We start from the raw sequence: 15,747 nt of genomic DNA, 5'->3' as shown, positions 1-15,747 counted from the left end.
AAGCCTCAATATTGGAATGGTGTGTCAAATTCGGAAAACACGGGCGCTGCAGCATCTTTTCCTGACAGAACAGGATCGTGAGACACAAGTGGCCAATCAATTCCGCAACTGTCCCAGCGAACTGCTCCATCGCACTCGGGTGCATAATAGTCGGAGCATTTGTAGATTATCTCGCTTCCTGGCTCCAGAGTCATGAAGCCGTGGAGAAATCCTTCCGGAATAAGCACCTGTTTCCCGTTTTCAAAGCTGAGTTCAACACCGTACCATTTCCCGTATGTCGGGGAGCCTCGCCGGATGTCGACGGCCACGTCGAAAATGCGGCCGCGGCCGCACCGGACCAACTTCGCCTGTGCGTGAGGAGGTGCCTGAAAATGAAGTCCTCGTACAGTTCCCTCGCTGGTGCTGAGCGAATGATTGTCTTGAACGAACTCCGTGTCGATACCGCGTTCGGCAAAGGACCGCATGTTCCAGCTTTCAGCAAAAAAACCTCGCTCATCTCCAAACCGCTTGGGCGTAATCAGAAATACGCCCGACAAATTCATTTCTTCGACAACCATTTAAACTCCAAAACTCAAACCGCTATTGATCAAACGCACCAGCCGAACACCAGCTCAACTCGGGGGCTTCCAGTTGGTGCTCATGCCGACTGACCTTGTTTCCCTACCGCTGGCGAATTGCTCAAACTTTAACAACTGGCCACAAGGCTTTTCGGCCTGGCAACCATGACACCAATTCAATGTCCCGGCAGGGCTGCGAAACGGGCGCGACTATACCGTCATTTTTCCAAGATGACGAAATCAAACCAACTGAATTAAGATTTTGGTAAATTTAATAAAGTGTTCATGTGACACAAATGTAGACGAAGCCAGCCGATCGCCCAAATTCGACGACTTGCTTACCCCCTTTCCTGACCGTTCGCCTGGAAATAGGCAACCAGTTTCTGCTGCAACAATTCCATCCCTTCGCACGTGGGGGAAGTCGCCTGAAGGTGACCTGGTCAGCGCAACCCGGGAGCCGGTTAGTTCTGCAATGCTCCCTTGGGCCAAGTGCGTTGCCGGGCGCAAACAACTACCCGGCTGAAATCCTCCACCGGCTCGCGGCAAACGGCTCTTTGTCGATAGTGTTCCCGCTGGTTCTCGCGGCGTCACCCACCATCCGCGCTACCTCAACGCAGCTTCACCCTGACAAGAGCTATCGAAACTTCACATGCATAGGTTTTATTTCTCTCAATTTCCCTCATAGGCTGAATACGTCAATTTTACCAATAAGTCAGGGCGCTTTGGCGAGCTGACCAGCGCGCTCACACTATCGTGTATCAATTTCCTCTTTCATGGCGTGAAGATCGTATGTGATTGAATGTATGCATTAAAACGAGCCCCCAGTTCAACCAAGCCGAAAATTTCAAGTTGCAACGCAGCGTCCAATCGATTAACCTGCGATTAACCAAATTTATGGCGACCACAATTTTTTTTAGTGGTCATTGAATTGATGAGAATACTCCGTGCCCGTTTTTTTCAACGGTGTTTTGAGATAAAAGTGTAAGAGTTTTTAGAATGACTGACGATGTTTTCGGATTTCATGATACTGATTTGGGTCGATCTGTTAATAATGCAGATAACTCGCATTCTTCTCAATTTTCGAAGCGTGGGCTCGATATTTTCGGTGCTGTCGCCGGACTTATTGTTCTGCTGCCACTCTTTGCCTTCCTTGCCGCGGCAATCAAATTGACAAGCAAAGGTCCGGTGTTCTTCAAACAGAAGCGCCATGGTCTCAACGGCAAGATTTTCACGGCATACAAATTCCGTTCGATGTATACAAATCGATGCGATCAATCCGGTGTCCGGCAGACAACCAAGAATGACCCCAGGATTACGCCGGTCGGACGCTTCCTGCGCCGAAGCAACTTCGATGAATTGCCGCAGTTGATGAATGTCCTGAAAGGCGAAATGTCTCTTGTCGGCCCTCGCCCGCATGTTCCGGGCATGCTTGCCAACGGCGTTCCCTACGAAGTTTTCGACCCGCGCTACCAATCCCGCCACAAGGTGAAGCCCGGCATAACCGGTCTGGCCCAGGTCAAAGGTTTCCGCGGCGAGACGAAAGACGCCTATGCTGCCTCGATGCGTCTTAAGTACGATTTGGAATATATCGAGACCCGCTCGCTGTTTGTTGACGTGAAGATTCTCATCAACACCGTAATCCAGGAATTTTTGGGCGGGAAAGGCTACTAAAACCTGTTTTGGATTTCCGGACGCACCCGTTCTCCGGTTGGTAGCGGCGTTGTAGATATGCCGGTGCTGTTGGGACATTTCCATTTGCCTCCTATTTCTAGGACGACGGAGATGCGCATGTGCAATGATCCGCGCGAGGTTCAACGCAAACCACGCATTCTGAGAAATGCAGATGGGAGTGGGCAAACTGTGATGACCTGTGTCAGTCGTAGTATGGAGTTGGTCGTTCCAGGTACTACCGTTGGCAAGAGGCCAATCGTAAGGACGGCAAATGCAGAATGGTTACCTACTCCCAGTTCGTTGGACAGGTTTTGGCGTAAATTTAGCTACTCTCTGCGCCTGCCGATCGGGTTGGTTGTGTTCGTTGCACTGCCAATAGACCACGGCAGGCGGCTTGCCGCCAAGGGCTGAGTATGTGGGCTTCCGGTTATAGATGTCCACCCAATTTCGGACACCGGCCCTGGCCTGCGATCCGGTTTCCCAGGCGTGCAGGTAGACGCACTCGTATTTGAGCGTATGCCACAGCCGCTCGACGAAGATATTGTCGAGGAACCGTCCCTTGCCGTCCATCGAGATGCGCACGCCCATTCGCCGTAGTCGATCCATCCATGCAAGCGAGGTGAACTGTGATCCCTGGTCCGTATTCATGATTTCCTGCGCGCCGAATTTGTGGATCGCTTCATTCAACGCCTCGACGCAGAAGTCGGCTTCCAGCGTATTGGAGCTGCGCTACGCCAGCACCTTGCGGGCGAACCAGTCCATGATCGCGACCAGGTAGAGGAACCACGACGCATCGGCAAATACGTGATGTCGGACGCTCAGGCCTGGTTCGGCCGTTCCACCCGCAATCTCTTGAGCAGATATGGCCAGATCTTGTGTCCCTTGGCTGGCCTGCTTGTATTGGGCTTCTGGTAGATCGGCATCAGACCCATGAGCCGCTGGATCCGCTTCTCGTTCACCGGATGACCTTCGTTCTTTAGGTGCCAGGTCATCTGCCGGACGCCGAAGAACGGCGTCTCCCATCGCCTGACAGGCGTTGCGCAGCAACGCCGAGAAGAGGGAACTGTTCGTCGATCTGGCGCATCAGCATGAGGTTCATCTCGCTCTTGCCCTTCGGCGTGTAATAGAAAGACGAGCGCGAGATCGACAGCAGAAAACACTGCTTGCCGACCGACAGGTTGGGATGTCCCGGCTCGATCATGCCGCGTCTCACTTCACGCCCCAAGGCTTGAGCTTTCTGGACAAAAAATCATTGGCGACCGCCAACTCCCCGATCTTGGCGTGGAGCTCTTTCATCTGGTCCTCGTCAATCTCCGGCTTTCGTTTGCCACCACGTGCAAACACGCCCGAGGCACCTTCAAGAAGAGCCCGTTTCCATTGATGGATCATGGTTGGGTAAACACCGAAGCGGCTCGCCAGCTCGGATACCGTCTCCTCGCCCTTCAAGGCTTCCAGGACGAGAGTGCTGCTTACGTTTCGACATCTCTGATCTCCTTGCTCTTGAAGATCAGAAGACAACAAATCGTAGCTTACGTCAGTGTCCGATTTCGGGGGAGTAGGTCAGTCTCCATTTGCGACGAAAAACCCCTCTCAGACCAAATCGTATCCATTAGTTTTTGGTACATTATCACAACATCAAGATATCGACGCAACACGTGATCGACGGTCCCTTCGACTGATCCCGACCACGGGAAATCACAGACACTGAGCCTTGATGCTCAGGAAGTGGACTGCCCCCACCGGTGCTTCTCGCTTGTGGCAAGGTCCGGTGCTGTTGTTTGTCTGCGGCGATGCCATGTTCCTGCTTCAACGGCACGCGAAATTTCTTGCGAAGAAACGCAATCTAATACATATTCTAATATTAGAATTTTATATGAGGTTGTGTCATGCCCGTGTCCCGTCGCACTTTCCTGTCCGGTTGCGTTGCCTTGCCTCTTTCCGCACAGACAAGCGGATTTTCGGTGGCTGAACAGTCAGTTGGAAACGGCACACTGACAACGATAAGCGACGGACATCTGACACTTCCGGGCAGCTTCGTGTTCGACCCAATGCCGAGGGACGAACTTCTCCCCCTGTTGGAAAACGCGGGCATTTCAGAAAAAACACTCACACCCGAGTGTAACGTCTCACTCTATCAGGACGGCCAAAACACCGTCCTGTTCGATGTCGGTTCCGGCCCCGATTTCCAGTCATCCGCGGGCAAGTTGCCGGATGGTCTGGAGTTGGCTGGAATCGCGCCTGAAGACGTCACCCACGTGGTTTTCACACACGCTCATCCGGATCACATCTGGGGGCTTTTGGACGAATTCGACGACCCGCTATTCTACGATGCGACCTACATGATCGGCAGAGCGGAATGGGACTATTGGTGGAACCCGGAAACGGTGAACACGATTGGCGAGGCGCGTGCCGCGATGGCCGTCGGGGCCAAACGGCGGCTGGAAGCGATTGAAGACACCGTCGAGTTTTTCGATGGCGGCCAGGAGATACTCTCCGGTATTCAAGCCGTTGCAACACCCGGACACACCCCCGGGCATATGAGCTTCGAGGTTCGCGGTGGATCCGACGCCGCCATGATCATCGGCGACGCAATCACAAATCATCATGTTGCGTTTATGAGACCTGAATGGCTTAGCGGTTCGGACCAGGATGCGGAGACGGCCGCGTCCACGCGAACCGCGCTGTTCGACCGTATTGTTGCAGACAACCTGAAGATAGCGGGCTTTCACCTTCCCGGTGGCGGGGTCGGACACGTGGAACGAAATTCCGAAGGCTACCGTTTTGTTCCGGAGAACTCATGATGCGTGTCATTGGATTACTTGTTTCGGCATGCCTTGCCGCTGCGGCTCATGCCAGTGAAGATATTGCCGACCAGTATCCTGCTTCGGCGCTCTATTCCAAGCCGGTCGAAGTGATACCGAATGTCTGGTCTGCCATTGGTGCCACTGCGCCACCGACCTACGAAAACTCGGGCCACAACAACAATCTGAGCTTCATTGTAACCGGTGACGGCGTGATCGTTGTCAATGGCGGTGCGGCTCACATCCTCGCCGAGGCCCTTCACGAGGAAATCAGGAAAGTCACGAACCAACCGGTAAAGCTTGTCATCGACGAGAATGGCCAGGGCCACGCAATGCTCGGCAACTCCTACTGGGCAGAACAGGGCGTTCCTATCCTTGCGCATGCCGATGCTGCTCACGAGATTGATGAACGCGGCAACCAGATCCTTGAAGCCATGAAGCGTTACAACGGCGACAAGGCCGAAGGCACATTCGTGGCCCCACCCACGGATACGTTCGAGGACAAACGTGTTATCGAGATGGGGGACTTCCATGTCGAGGTACTTCATCTCGGGCCGGCGCACGGACCGGGTGACACACAAGTGTGGCTGCCCGAACAAGGTCTGGTGATTGCCGGTGACATGGCGTTTCACGAACGCATGTTGCCGATTTTTGAAGACACGATCGTCTCGGACTGGCTCGACACCTGGGAGACCGGCTTCGAAGCGTTGAACGCGACCTATGTCATTCCCGGCCACGGACATCCGACCAACATGGCTCAGGTGCGCCGCTATACCCACGGGTATCTGACCTATCTGCGTGGCAAGATCGGAGAGCATCTTGAAAATGGCGGAGATCTCGCGGATGCCTACTACGTGGACCAGTCTCCTTACGCGCATCTCGATACATTCGAGGAACTTGCGACAAAAAACGCCGGACGCGTCTATGAGCAAATGGAGTTCGAATAGCCTATGCCTGAAGGCGTAGCCTAGGCTGCGACGGGCCGGCGTGCCAATTCGCATCTGGTCCACAGCGTTTCCAGTGCATGGACCAGGTGATTAATATCCGCTGTCGAATGCACCGGTGACGGCGTAATGCGCAGTCGCTCGGTTCCTTTTGCAACGGTCGGATAGTTGATCGGCTGAATATAGATGCCGAAATCCTTCAGAAGAACGTCTGAAATGTATTTGCACTTCAGCGGATCGCCGACCATCACCGGAATGATATGACTTGGGTTGTCGAGATGAGGCAAGCCCATGGCGTCGAGGCGCCTTCTCACCTCCGCCACGTTGGCCTGTTGCCGGCGACGCTCTGCGTTGCTGGCCTTCAGGTGCCTGATGGATGCTGCAGCACCAGCAGCCACAGAGGGTGGCAGGGCAGTTGTAAAGATGAAACCACTGGCAAAGGAACGCACGAAATCGCACATTTCGCGGGAGCCGGTGATATATCCGCCGACCACACCGAATGCCTTGCCGAGCGTGCCTTCAATCACCGTCACCCGGTCCATCACACCGTCGCGTTCGGCAATACCTGCCCCGCGTGGTCCATAAAGGCCAACGGCGTGAACTTCATCAAGATAGGTCATGGCACCATACCGGTCGGCCAGTTCGCAAATCTCCGTGATCGGCGCAATGTCACCATCCATGGAATAGACACTTTCGAACGCAATCAGCTTCGGTTGGCCAGTGGGCAATTCAGCAAGCCTGGCTTCCAGATCGTTCAGATCGTTGTGTTTCCAGATTATCTTTTGGGCACGGCTGTGCCGGATGCCTTCGATCATTGAAGCGTGATTCAAGGCGTCCGACAGCACAACGCAATCCGGGATGCGCGACGCGAGTGTGCCCAGCGCGGCCCAATTGGCCACATAGCCGGAGGTAAAGAGCAGCGCCGCGTCCTTGTCATGAAGATCGGCAAGCTCAGCCTCCAGCATCGCATGGTCATGGGTATTGCCCGAGATATTGCGCGTGCCTCCCGCCCCAGCGCCAGACCGATCAAGCGCCTCGTGCATGGCAGTCAACACCTTGGCATTCTGCCCCATGCCCAGGTAGTCGTTGGAACACCATATGATCACATCGCCCGGACCGTTGTGGCATGTCGCGTTGGGAAAGTCGCCACAGTGCCGTTCCAGCTCAGCGAATGTACGATAGTTGCCCTCCTGCCGAAGGGCTTCCAGTTCTGAACGAAAAAAACCGTCGTAACTCATCAGTCGCCTATTGCTTCTGCAACAATCTGCTGCATCAGATTCTCGACAGCCTGCATGGATCCGTCCGGATAATCCTTGTGTCCGATCGTAACCCCCTCACCTGTTTCCATGACGAAAATTCCATAGGGGCAATGGGTTATGTTCATCGGATCAATTTCCATGACTTGCCGGGATATCAACGCCGAGCAGAACAGGAAAATGTCGGCGTTCTTGAAGATCATCTTGTCGCTGCCGACATCGGCCCCGGTCCGGTTGAGCATTTCACCGACATGGCTGACATAGTCGATGACGAGCCCCTGACCGACGATCGCGCTTTCAACGGCAAAGGTCGCGTCTTCGAACGAACCATCAAAGGGATATGTGAACGGCTGTTCCGCATGGGCTGCAGTGCAAAGCGCAACGCCAAACGCGGCGGCGAGAATAGTCGATTTCATGCCTTGATCCTCCATTGGGTTGGACAAGCCTTGCATACCACCACGCCCCGTGCATTGAGCCAGATCCAATCCGGGACGCGGTGATGTCAGATCATCCGAGCATGTCTGTGGTGATACCGGTGTACCAACCTTCAGATTCCTCGTAGGTCGCCTTGCGCAGGTCGGAACTTTCCCCGGTCTGAGAAATAAACCCGTCGACCTTGGCTATCTTCTCCGGCGTCGCCTCGTATGTTGCCCCGACCTTTACACCATCGTCTGGCGCAATCAGGGACCAACATGTATTGGAGAATTTTGCCGGGAAGACCTTGGAACCCGTCAGAGCACCCCGCACTGCATTGGCGCAGACCTTGGCCTGCGAGTTCGCCGAAAAGCCTGACTTGGGCATATCACCCTGGCTGGAAGCGTCACCCAGAACATAGACATCGGCATCCGCCTTTGTTGACATGTCCGAGGCATTCACCGGTGCCCAATTGCCGTCGGTTACACCTGCAAGCTCGGCAATACGGCCGGCCTTCATGGCCGGGATGACATTGCAAACGTCAACCTTGGTCACCTCGCCATCGATTGAGACCGTCATTTCATTCGGATCAACGGAAACATTTCCGCCGCCAAAATCATCGCCGATCCAGTCGATCATACCTTCGTAGTGGTTCGCCCATCCCTCCTGGAACAGTGCCATCTTGGAAAATTTTGGCTTCGGATCGGCCACGATGATCTTCGCGGTCGGATTGTTCTGCTTGAGAAAGTGGGCCACCATCGATACACGCTCGTATGGTCCCGGAGGACAGCGGTACGGATTTGGGGGGGCGACCATCGCAAAGGTGCCACCTGCCGGCATAGCCATCAGCTGCGCCTTCAACAGTTCGGATTGGGAACCTGCCTTGTAGGCGTGCGGCATCGCGTTTTGAGCGCTGAGCCCCCAACCTTCCACCGCACCTTCGACAAAATCAATGCCTGGACTGAGGATCAGCTTGTCGTATGGCAGCGAACCGCCGCCGGCCAACGAAACGGTCTTGGCATCCCGGTCCACGCCAACAGCCCAATCATGCACCACGTTCACACCGCCCGCGGCCAGACCGCCATAGGTGTGGCCAATGTCCTCGATTTCCTTGAAACCACCCAGATAAAGATTGGAGAAAAAGCATGTGTAGTACTTGCGTGTCGGCTCAATCAACGTGACGTCGACTGCGCCCTTGCTGCCCTTGGCGATGTAGCGCGCTGCTGTAGCACCGCCAGCACCGCCGCCGACCACCACAACGCGCGGCTTGCCTTGCGCCCTTACCATGGGGGCCGACAGGACTGCGGCCATTGTGGCCGTGGTGCCGATAAATTGCCTTCTATTCAGTGTCATTTTCTCCTCCATAAATGCACTGTCATTGTTCCAGCGCGGCGAAATATGCTGCAAGAGCAGCGATCTCTTCCGCATTCAGTCGTCCAGCCATCATCTGCATGACCGGATGTGCACGTTTCTTGTTCTTGTATGCGTACATCGCGAGAACGAAGTCTTCTTCCGGCCAAAGAACAATGGACGGTATCCCGTCGTCTCCTCCATCGGCCTGATGACATGTCGTGCATTCGCTGCTGAGATATTCCCCGTATTCAGGGTCACCCTTCAACGCGAGTATCGCCGGATCCAGGTTGTGATCCGTCGCAGTCGCTGTCGGGTCAGCCTCCGGAATGTTGGCCGGGTCATCTGAGAAGATGCGCAGGTAAGCAATAAGGTTCAGCCGGTCTTCAGTCTTTTTAAGACCGGCGAAACTCATGCGCGTACCGCTCGCGATGGCCCGTGGTTTTTCCAGAAAGGTGTCCAGGGTATCAGCATGCCACTCGAGCCCGCCCGTTCCGGCCCGCACAAGTGCGCGTGAGTATCGAAAATCCTCATGACTGGCGACCTGCCGCCCGAATATGCCATTCAAATGAGGGCCAATACGGTGTTTTGCCCCCTCTCCCAGCTGGTGGCAACTCTTGCACTTTCGGAACACCTTTTCTCCCGCGACAGGGTCCCCGAAGTTATCTGCCAAGGCGGCCGTGCAAGATACTGCCAGCGCAACTGTGAGGAGGAACCGAGAGAAACTCATTCTCCCTCACTCTCCGAAAGACTTGAGGTAAGCCTTAATGGCGGCCAGATCCTCTTCCTTCTTCAGGCCGGAGAAGGACATTTTTGTGCCTTTCATGTAGGATTTCGGTTTGGCAAGGAATTCAGTCAGTGCCGTTTCATCCCAGATCCGGCCCTCGCCATGCGCCGCAACAAACACCTTGGAATACTTGAACCCTTCGACAGCGCCCATCGGACGGCCAATCAAGCCATTCAGTTGCGGACCGGACTTGTTTTTCGCTCCTTCTCCGACCGCATGGCAGGCCTTGCATTTCTTGAATACCTTTTCGCCCGACGCCAATAGTGCGGGATCAATGGCCGGAGATGGCGCTGCGGTTTCCGCCTCGCCACCGGTGGCGTCCGAAGTTGCGGCCTTCGCGACAAATGTCGGCGTGTCGTCCGCTTTGGCATCGTTCATGACGGATTCGCCACCGTTTTCAGGTGTCACGTCCAGAAATGTCGCCCGCATCGTGATTTCGACAGAAGGCTTGCAGTTCTCCATGCAAGGTTCGCTGCTCCACCTTGCATATTCACGCTCGGGACGGTCGTCGATCAGGAAACCGCCCTTGTTGTACATTTCAAAACCCGAGAAGTTTTCGTGACTTAGCTCAAATTCATCATCCACCAGATCGTTGGAATAGAGAATGTAGGCAACAATCGCGTAAGTCTCATCCGGCGTAAGTGTCTGCGCTTCGCCAAACGGCATCGAACGATGGACATAGTCCCAGACAGTGGACAGATGTGGCCAGTAAGATCCAACGGTCTTCACCGGGTCCTTGTCCGCCAGTGTATCAAATCCACCGGCGAGGACCGGCCAGTTGTCGACCCCTTCAGCGAAGTCGCCGTGACATGAGGCACATTTTTCGGCGAAGACTTCTTCTCCGGTAAATACATCGCCGCGCCCCTGCGGAAGACCGCGGCCGTCAGGGAGCACGTCAATATCCCAGGCCGCGATTTCCTCGGTGCGTGCCTTGCGGCCCAGGCCGTATCCGCTTTCCCTTTTCGGAGCATATTCCGTCAGGCCTGGATTGCTCGCAGCACGGACCTTTGCATCAGCTTGAATTTCGGCAATTTTTGCTTCCAGTTCAGCGGTGACGGCTGCTTCCTCACGTGCCTTTCCAGCGGCCTCGTCAGCCCGCATCGACGCTTGTTCCAAGCGCCCCTCCAGCGAAGAAATCTTGTTCTGCCCGTAATCCAGATTCGCGACAACGAGCGCAAGCGACAATGCCAGTGCGGTGCCGCCGGCAACCGGAAGAACGATCTGGCTAAGAGACTTCGACATTCTCTACGACCCCATTTTCATCCACGTACCAGGTCTGGATGCAGTTGTTGTGATAGACCGAGTTTTCGCCACGCGAATCCCTGAGCTGCTGCTTGGTCGGCTGGACGTATCCCGTTTCGTCCATGGCGCGGGACTGCAGCAGCATCGCTTTGCCATCCCAATCGCCATCGAGGTAGAAGCGTGTCAGTGCCTTGGAATCACCCTGTTTTCCCAGACGCGCCTTTTGCCAGGTAATACCGCCGTCCCTGGACACATCCACCCGTGTGATCTTGCCGTGACCAGACCAGGCCAGACCCGAAATGACCATCGGACCGGGTGCATGGCTGACCGGCATCTGCGGACTGGGGGACGTTATGACGGATTTAGCATCCATGACCCAGGTCCACTTTCGTGCGGTCCCGTCCTCGTAAACATCGGTATATTTGGAGGTTTCTTCCCGGCTTTCGACCGCTGCATCGGTTACCTCGATGCGTCGGAGCCACTTGACCCACATGTTTCCTTCCCAGCCCGGCACAACCAGGCGGACCGGGTAGCCGTGCTCCATGCGCAACGCCTCGCCGTTTGCCTTGAAAGCGACCAGAACATCGTCCAATGCCTTTTCCATCGGGATTGACCGGCCATTGGAAGATGCATCGGCACCTTCGACATAGACCCATTTGCCTGTCAGGTCGCCAGCTGCCCCCAGTCCCGCCTCGTTCAACAGGGTTCGGAGAGGGACCCCGGTGTACTCCATGTTGTGGATCATGCCGTGGGTGAATTGTGCACCGTTCAACTGCGCGCCGGCCCACTCCATGCCGGTGTTGGCAGCGCACTCACAGAAGTAGACGTGGTTTTCTCTCGGGAAGCGCTCCAGATCCTGGTAGCTGAACACCAGCGGCGTATCGACCAGACCATTGACCATCAGGCGGAAATCTTCCTTGCGCAGCTCAATCGCGCCCGAATGATGACGCTCGAAAGCACAGCCTTGCGGTGTGATGGTACCGTCGAGGGCATGAATCGGCGTGAAATTGATCGAGGAAATCGGCGATGCCGTCAGCCATTCGACGTTTCGGCGAACCACGTCTTTTTCGAAGCTGATCGGCATTCCGTAAGGCGTTTCATCTACGCCGACACCTGTCGCGGACGCCCACTCCTGGACTTCGGTGATCAGGGGATCGGCCTCGTTTGCGACTGCTGCCCCTGCAACTGACCCGCCTGCCAGAGCGACACTGCCTTTCAGGAACGTCCGGCGGGACGTTTTCATTTTGCTGTCCATTCTTCGGGCCTCCCTGTTTCGGCTAAGCACCAACCACCTCGACACTGTTGTTTTCCCGCGCCGTCACGATGCCGAGGTTTCGAACATGGTTCTCGACAACGTCCCAGATCTGCGGACCCTCGGTGCCTTCGTTCACACTGGCCCAGCCGGCAACCACGTAGGATCTCGCCGGGTCTATGGCCTCACCACTTTGCAGCAGCGTCATATTCGAAACCCTGTCGCCTTGAGGCTTGTTGACGTCGATCCTGTATCCAAGCCCACCGGTTCGAACCATGTCGCCGCCCTGCTGGTAGTAGGGATCGGGATTGAAGATGTTGTCCGCCACGTCTTCCAACACGATCTTTAGAAATTCGCCTGTCATTTCAGTACGGTATGCCTTGCCATAGGTCATCGACGTCACATTGAAAATGTCTTCGCGCGTGATGTCCTGACCCGGGATCAGTGACGGCCCCCAGCGCACACCGGGACTGAGCGCGATTTCCGCATCGCGTTCGGAAATCAACGCATCGCAGATGAGGTCATCCCACGTGCCGTTGAAGTTGCCGCGCCGGTAGAGAAGGCTGTCGGTCTTGCCGATAACCTCCGACATGTCCTCCAGATAAGGGGCTCTTTGCTCATCGATCAGGGCAGATACTTCGGCATCCCGCTCAATGACGTCCGCAAACACGGGAATGAGCTTGTGCCGATATCCCATCAGCTGACCGTTCCGGATGTCCAGATCAACCCGGCTGACGAATTTACCGTTGGACCCAGACGGCACGATGATCGTCTTCCCGGAAAGTACGGGTTCGGGAAGAGCATCATGGGTATGGCCTGAAAGTATGACGTCGATGCCATCGACAACCGTTGCCATTTTCTTGTCGACGTCGAAGCCGTTGTGGCTCAGGACGACAACACATTCCGCACCATCAGCGCGAACTTCGTTCACCATGGCCTGCATGTTCTTGTCCCGAATTCCGAACGCGAATTCCGGAAACATCCAGCCCGGGTTTGCAATCGGCATGTAAGGGAATGCCTGCCCGATCACCGCAACCTTCGTGCCGCCGCGCTCGAACATCTTGTAAGGCGGGAAAAGCTCCGTCGGCTCGTCCCATTCCACGTCGAATATGTTCTGGCCAAGCGCGGCAAAGGGAAGGTTTTCGACGATCTCAGTCACCCGATCGCTGCCGAGTGTGAACTCCCAGTGAAATGTCATCGCGTCCGGGTTCAAGGCGTTCATGACATTGACCATGTCCTGACCCGCCGTCTTGTAGCAGGTATAGGACCCATGCCATGTATCGCCTCCATCCAGCAGGATGGCATCCGGCCGGTCCGCACGAATGGCCTTGATGACAGTGGCCACGCGATCCAGTCCACCGACACGCCCATAGCCTTTTGCCAAAGAGGCGAAATCGCCGGAACTCAGGGCATAATGGCTCGGGCTGCCATCCTCTATCCCATAAAGGCTGCGAAACCTTGCGCCGGTTACGTGCGGGACGGCGCCCTTGTTGCTGCCAACACCTATGTTTTCCGAAGGTTCCCGAAAATAGACCGGTTTCAGTTGGGCATGGATGTCGGTGACATGAATGAGGGACACGTTTCCAAATGTTTCGAATTCGAGAAGCTGATCCTGTGACAGCGACTGCTGCGCCGCCAGACGAGCCCAGTTGCCAAAGCCGGATCCTCCGACGATTGCCGAGGCGGCCATGCCGACCTGTAGAAAATCGCGCCGCGATATCATATTCCTGTCAGCTCCTTGTTAAATATTCATATATTTGAATAATTATAAGAAATGAAAAGCCCAACGCCAGACGGCGACGGGCTTCTCAAATCTCAGTTTCGTACGGACGGCGTTTCCACTGAAAGACCCTGTCCGCGCGACGCAAGGTAGAGCTCCAAAGCCTTGAACTCGTCGCCACCTTCCTTGAAAGGCTCGGCGCGAATGTTCTTCATGCACCCCTTGAAGCGAGCATGGATGGAATTCAGCTTGGCATTTTTCAACCTGTAGGTCGGAAACCCGTTGATTTGACCCTGGGACAGGTGATCGGCCCGGATCATCACACCATAATTGTTCTCGTGGCAGTTGGAACAGGCCATGTCCAGCTGACCGACCCTGGTGTAATAAAGTTCCTTACCCTTTTCCCAGAATGGCGCCGCTTCACCGTCGATCTTGACACCGACGGGCATGCCCCGGGATTGCAAGCCGATCAACGCGGTCATTGCAGTCATGTTGCCACCCGACCATTTCCACGGCTCGGCACCCATTCGTTCCGTGCGGCAGCCGTTCACAAGGTCTTCCATCGCAACAAGTTCACCGTCCTGAACTCGTGGCAACTGCGTACGAAGACCCGCGAAGTCCTCCACGTCTTCATGGCACGAGGCACACGCCTTGCCGGCAGAACCATCGACCTCTTCCCAAAGATCCAGGCCCTGATCAACGAAAACAAAGGCCGGATTGTCAAAGTCGTCTGTTTCCAAAGCCTGTGTTTCGCGCGAGCGAAACCGCCATCCTGAATAGATCGTATCGAAATCTTCCAGATGCGCCGGAGCAGCGGTTTCGGTGACAAGCGTTTCGCCGTCAATCACCAGTTCGTTGCTGTCCTGTGCGATGGCAGCTGTCGACAGACTGCCCACCGCCAGGGATATCCATAGCTTCAGGTTCATGCTCCCCCTCCCTCGTTAGATCAATTCTCCCTGTCAGGAGACCTTGATCTTCTTGGCTGTTTCGTAGACTGAACCGTCATCATCGTACCAGGTGAACTTGAACTCGCCCGACTCTGGCACCACAGCGTCGAACTGGAAGTACGGATTGGTCGAAATCGCGGGCTCCAGGGTCACGTCAATGACGTTTTGACCGTTAAAATCTGCGGTGAAGCGATTGATAATGGAACGCGGAATGACATTTCCGTCGTCATCTTTGCGCTGTCCGCTTTCCATCTTGTGGCTGATCAAGGTCTTGATCGTGATCGTTTCGCCAGCGGATGCCTTTTTGGGGACTTTGACACGGGGTTTTACACCGGATGCCATGTTCTAACTCCTCGTCTCGTCACTCAGCCGCCGCAGCCACCGATTGTTACCTTCACGTTGGAAGAGGCCTTTTGAAACGACCCGTCTTCCATTTGCGCGATTGCGATGACATTTTGCGTCGACGCCAATCGAATTCTCGTCGAAGCGCTGCGCGAGGCGCTCAAAGGTCCGAACTTGAACGTTGCGACGCTCGGAACCGGATTGCCGTCCGCAAACAACGTCACCGAAACAGCGCCCGGAGCATCTACCGAAATCGGAACGGTGTTGCCGTTTTCCGCGATTTCCGGAGCGGTCAATGAAATCGCACCTTCTCCGATTTCCTTGCCACCCGTAAGCGACGCAATCGCATCGTCTGCGAGATTTGCGAATGCCGGCAGTCCGGACAAACTGGTAAAAACCAGCGCTCCAGAACCTACCGCCAGGATTTTTCGCCTTGTCAGTTCCATGTCGTGCTCCAATAGGGA

General features: G+C 55.3%; 14 protein-coding genes and 1 pseudogene. 3 read left to right on the top strand and 12 right to left on the bottom strand.

Features of this window, described 5'->3' with window-relative positions:
- Window positions 1–5 precede the first annotated feature (5 nt).
- On the bottom strand, window positions 6–557 hold the full coding sequence (rfbC, locus tag LA5095_RS04785; RefSeq protein WP_055112348.1) for a dTDP-4-dehydrorhamnose 3,5-epimerase: 552 nt from the start codon (window positions 555–557) through the stop codon (window positions 6–8).
- Window positions 558–1,553: 996 nt separating this feature from the next.
- On the opposite strand from rfbC, the gene LA5095_RS04780 reads away from it, so the two are divergent.
- Complete coding sequence (locus LA5095_RS04780) at window positions 1,554–2,228, top strand: sugar transferase (RefSeq protein ID WP_055112346.1); 675 nt, start codon at window positions 1,554–1,556, stop codon at window positions 2,226–2,228.
- Between the two features lie 375 nt (window positions 2,229–2,603).
- Here the strand turns inward: LA5095_RS04780 and LA5095_RS04775 are convergent.
- A pseudogene (locus LA5095_RS04775) lies at window positions 2,604–3,746 on the bottom strand (IS3 family transposase); the annotation flags it as partial.
- 368 nt (window positions 3,747–4,114) lie between these two features.
- Between LA5095_RS04775 and LA5095_RS04765 the strand changes: the two are divergent.
- Both LA5095_RS04765 and LA5095_RS04760 read left to right on the top strand, forming a co-directional pair.
- A complete protein-coding gene (locus LA5095_RS04765; protein WP_055112344.1) occupies window positions 4,115–5,029 on the top strand; it encodes an MBL fold metallo-hydrolase in 915 nt (304 codons plus the stop codon).
- The gene (locus tag LA5095_RS04760; RefSeq protein ID WP_055112342.1) at window positions 5,026–5,976 is read left to right on the top strand and encodes an MBL fold metallo-hydrolase; all 951 of its coding nucleotides are present in this window, start codon (window positions 5,026–5,028) and stop codon (window positions 5,974–5,976) included. The genes LA5095_RS04765 and LA5095_RS04760 overlap by 4 nt, the downstream gene beginning before the upstream one ends.
- 20 nt (window positions 5,977–5,996) lie before the next feature.
- On the opposite strand, the gene hemA is transcribed toward LA5095_RS04760, so the two are convergent.
- The 10 genes from hemA to soxY form a co-directional block, all read right to left on the bottom strand.
- Window positions 5,997–7,211 carry a 5-aminolevulinate synthase gene (hemA, locus tag LA5095_RS04755; RefSeq protein ID WP_055112340.1) on the bottom strand — a complete coding sequence of 405 codons (1,215 nt, stop codon included), beginning with the start codon at window positions 7,209–7,211 and terminating at the stop codon, window positions 5,997–5,999.
- A complete protein-coding gene (locus LA5095_RS04750) occupies window positions 7,211–7,645 on the bottom strand; it encodes a DUF302 domain-containing protein (protein WP_055112799.1) in 435 nt (144 codons plus the stop codon). Before LA5095_RS04750 ends, hemA begins: the two co-directional genes overlap by 1 nt.
- Before the next feature lie 91 nt (window positions 7,646–7,736).
- Complete coding sequence (locus LA5095_RS04745; RefSeq protein WP_055112798.1) at window positions 7,737–8,996, bottom strand: NAD(P)/FAD-dependent oxidoreductase; 1,260 nt, start codon at window positions 8,994–8,996, stop codon at window positions 7,737–7,739.
- A 22-nt stretch (window positions 8,997–9,018) separates the two neighbouring features.
- Window positions 9,019–9,627 (bottom strand): c-type cytochrome, encoded by a 609-nt coding sequence (locus tag LA5095_RS04740; RefSeq protein WP_208992539.1) that lies wholly within the window; start codon window positions 9,625–9,627, stop codon window positions 9,019–9,021.
- A gap of 102 nt (window positions 9,628–9,729) precedes the next feature.
- On the bottom strand, window positions 9,730–11,022 hold the full coding sequence (locus LA5095_RS04735; RefSeq protein WP_082442770.1) for a c-type cytochrome: 1,293 nt from the start codon (window positions 11,020–11,022) through the stop codon (window positions 9,730–9,732).
- Complete coding sequence (gene soxC, locus LA5095_RS04730) at window positions 11,006–12,277, bottom strand: sulfite dehydrogenase (protein ID WP_055112337.1); 1,272 nt, start codon at window positions 12,275–12,277, stop codon at window positions 11,006–11,008. The genes LA5095_RS04735 and soxC overlap by 17 nt, the downstream gene beginning before the upstream one ends.
- A gap of 22 nt (window positions 12,278–12,299) precedes the next feature.
- Window positions 12,300–13,997, bottom strand: a complete 1,698-nt coding sequence (gene soxB, locus LA5095_RS04725) for a thiosulfohydrolase SoxB (RefSeq protein WP_055112334.1) — start codon at window positions 13,995–13,997, stop codon at window positions 12,300–12,302.
- Window positions 13,998–14,089: 92 nt separating this feature from the next.
- Window positions 14,090–14,920, bottom strand: a complete 831-nt coding sequence (soxA, locus tag LA5095_RS04720; RefSeq protein ID WP_055112332.1) for a sulfur oxidation c-type cytochrome SoxA — start codon at window positions 14,918–14,920, stop codon at window positions 14,090–14,092.
- Between the two features lie 33 nt (window positions 14,921–14,953).
- Window positions 14,954–15,283, bottom strand: a complete 330-nt coding sequence (gene soxZ, locus LA5095_RS04715) for a thiosulfate oxidation carrier complex protein SoxZ (RefSeq protein WP_055112330.1) — start codon at window positions 15,281–15,283, stop codon at window positions 14,954–14,956.
- Window positions 15,284–15,306: 23 nt separating this feature from the next.
- Window positions 15,307–15,729, bottom strand: a complete 423-nt coding sequence (soxY, locus tag LA5095_RS04710; RefSeq protein ID WP_029065275.1) for a thiosulfate oxidation carrier protein SoxY — start codon at window positions 15,727–15,729, stop codon at window positions 15,307–15,309.
- Between the last annotated feature and the right edge of the window lie 18 nt (window positions 15,730–15,747).

The organism is Roseibium album (assembly GCF_001404515.1).
GTDB classification, from domain to species: domain Bacteria; phylum Pseudomonadota; class Alphaproteobacteria; order Rhizobiales; family Stappiaceae; genus Roseibium; species Roseibium album.
Note: the sequence above shows the minus strand (reverse complement) of the source record. Positions and strands in the feature narration are given on the sequence as shown.

What these genes read in the sequence shown, in the direction of transcription:
- rfbC (WP_055112348.1), bottom strand. Translation starts at nt 557, where the DNA reads ATGGTTGTCGAAGAAATGAATTTGTCGGGCGTATTTCTGATTACGCCC.
- LA5095_RS04780 (WP_055112346.1), top strand. Translation starts at nt 1,554, where the DNA reads ATGACTGACGATGTTTTCGGATTTCATGATACTGATTTGGGTCGATCT.
- LA5095_RS04765 (WP_055112344.1), top strand. Translation starts at nt 4,115, where the DNA reads ATGCCCGTGTCCCGTCGCACTTTCCTGTCCGGTTGCGTTGCCTTGCCT.
- LA5095_RS04760 (WP_055112342.1), top strand. Translation starts at nt 5,026, where the DNA reads ATGATGCGTGTCATTGGATTACTTGTTTCGGCATGCCTTGCCGCTGCG.
- hemA (WP_055112340.1), bottom strand. Translation starts at nt 7,211, where the DNA reads ATGAGTTACGACGGTTTTTTTCGTTCAGAACTGGAAGCCCTTCGGCAG.
- LA5095_RS04750 (WP_055112799.1), bottom strand. Translation starts at nt 7,645, where the DNA reads ATGAAATCGACTATTCTCGCCGCCGCGTTTGGCGTTGCGCTTTGCACT.
- LA5095_RS04745 (WP_055112798.1), bottom strand. Translation starts at nt 8,996, where the DNA reads ATGACACTGAATAGAAGGCAATTTATCGGCACCACGGCCACAATGGCC.
- LA5095_RS04735 (WP_082442770.1), bottom strand. Translation starts at nt 11,022, where the DNA reads ATGTCGAAGTCTCTTAGCCAGATCGTTCTTCCGGTTGCCGGCGGCACC.
- soxC (WP_055112337.1), bottom strand. Translation starts at nt 12,277, where the DNA reads ATGGACAGCAAAATGAAAACGTCCCGCCGGACGTTCCTGAAAGGCAGT.
- soxB (WP_055112334.1), bottom strand. Translation starts at nt 13,997, where the DNA reads ATGATATCGCGGCGCGATTTTCTACAGGTCGGCATGGCCGCCTCGGCA.
- soxA (WP_055112332.1), bottom strand. Translation starts at nt 14,920, where the DNA reads ATGAACCTGAAGCTATGGATATCCCTGGCGGTGGGCAGTCTGTCGACA.
- soxZ (WP_055112330.1), bottom strand. Translation starts at nt 15,283, where the DNA reads ATGGCATCCGGTGTAAAACCCCGTGTCAAAGTCCCCAAAAAGGCATCC.
- soxY (WP_029065275.1), bottom strand. Translation starts at nt 15,729, where the DNA reads ATGGAACTGACAAGGCGAAAAATCCTGGCGGTAGGTTCTGGAGCGCTG.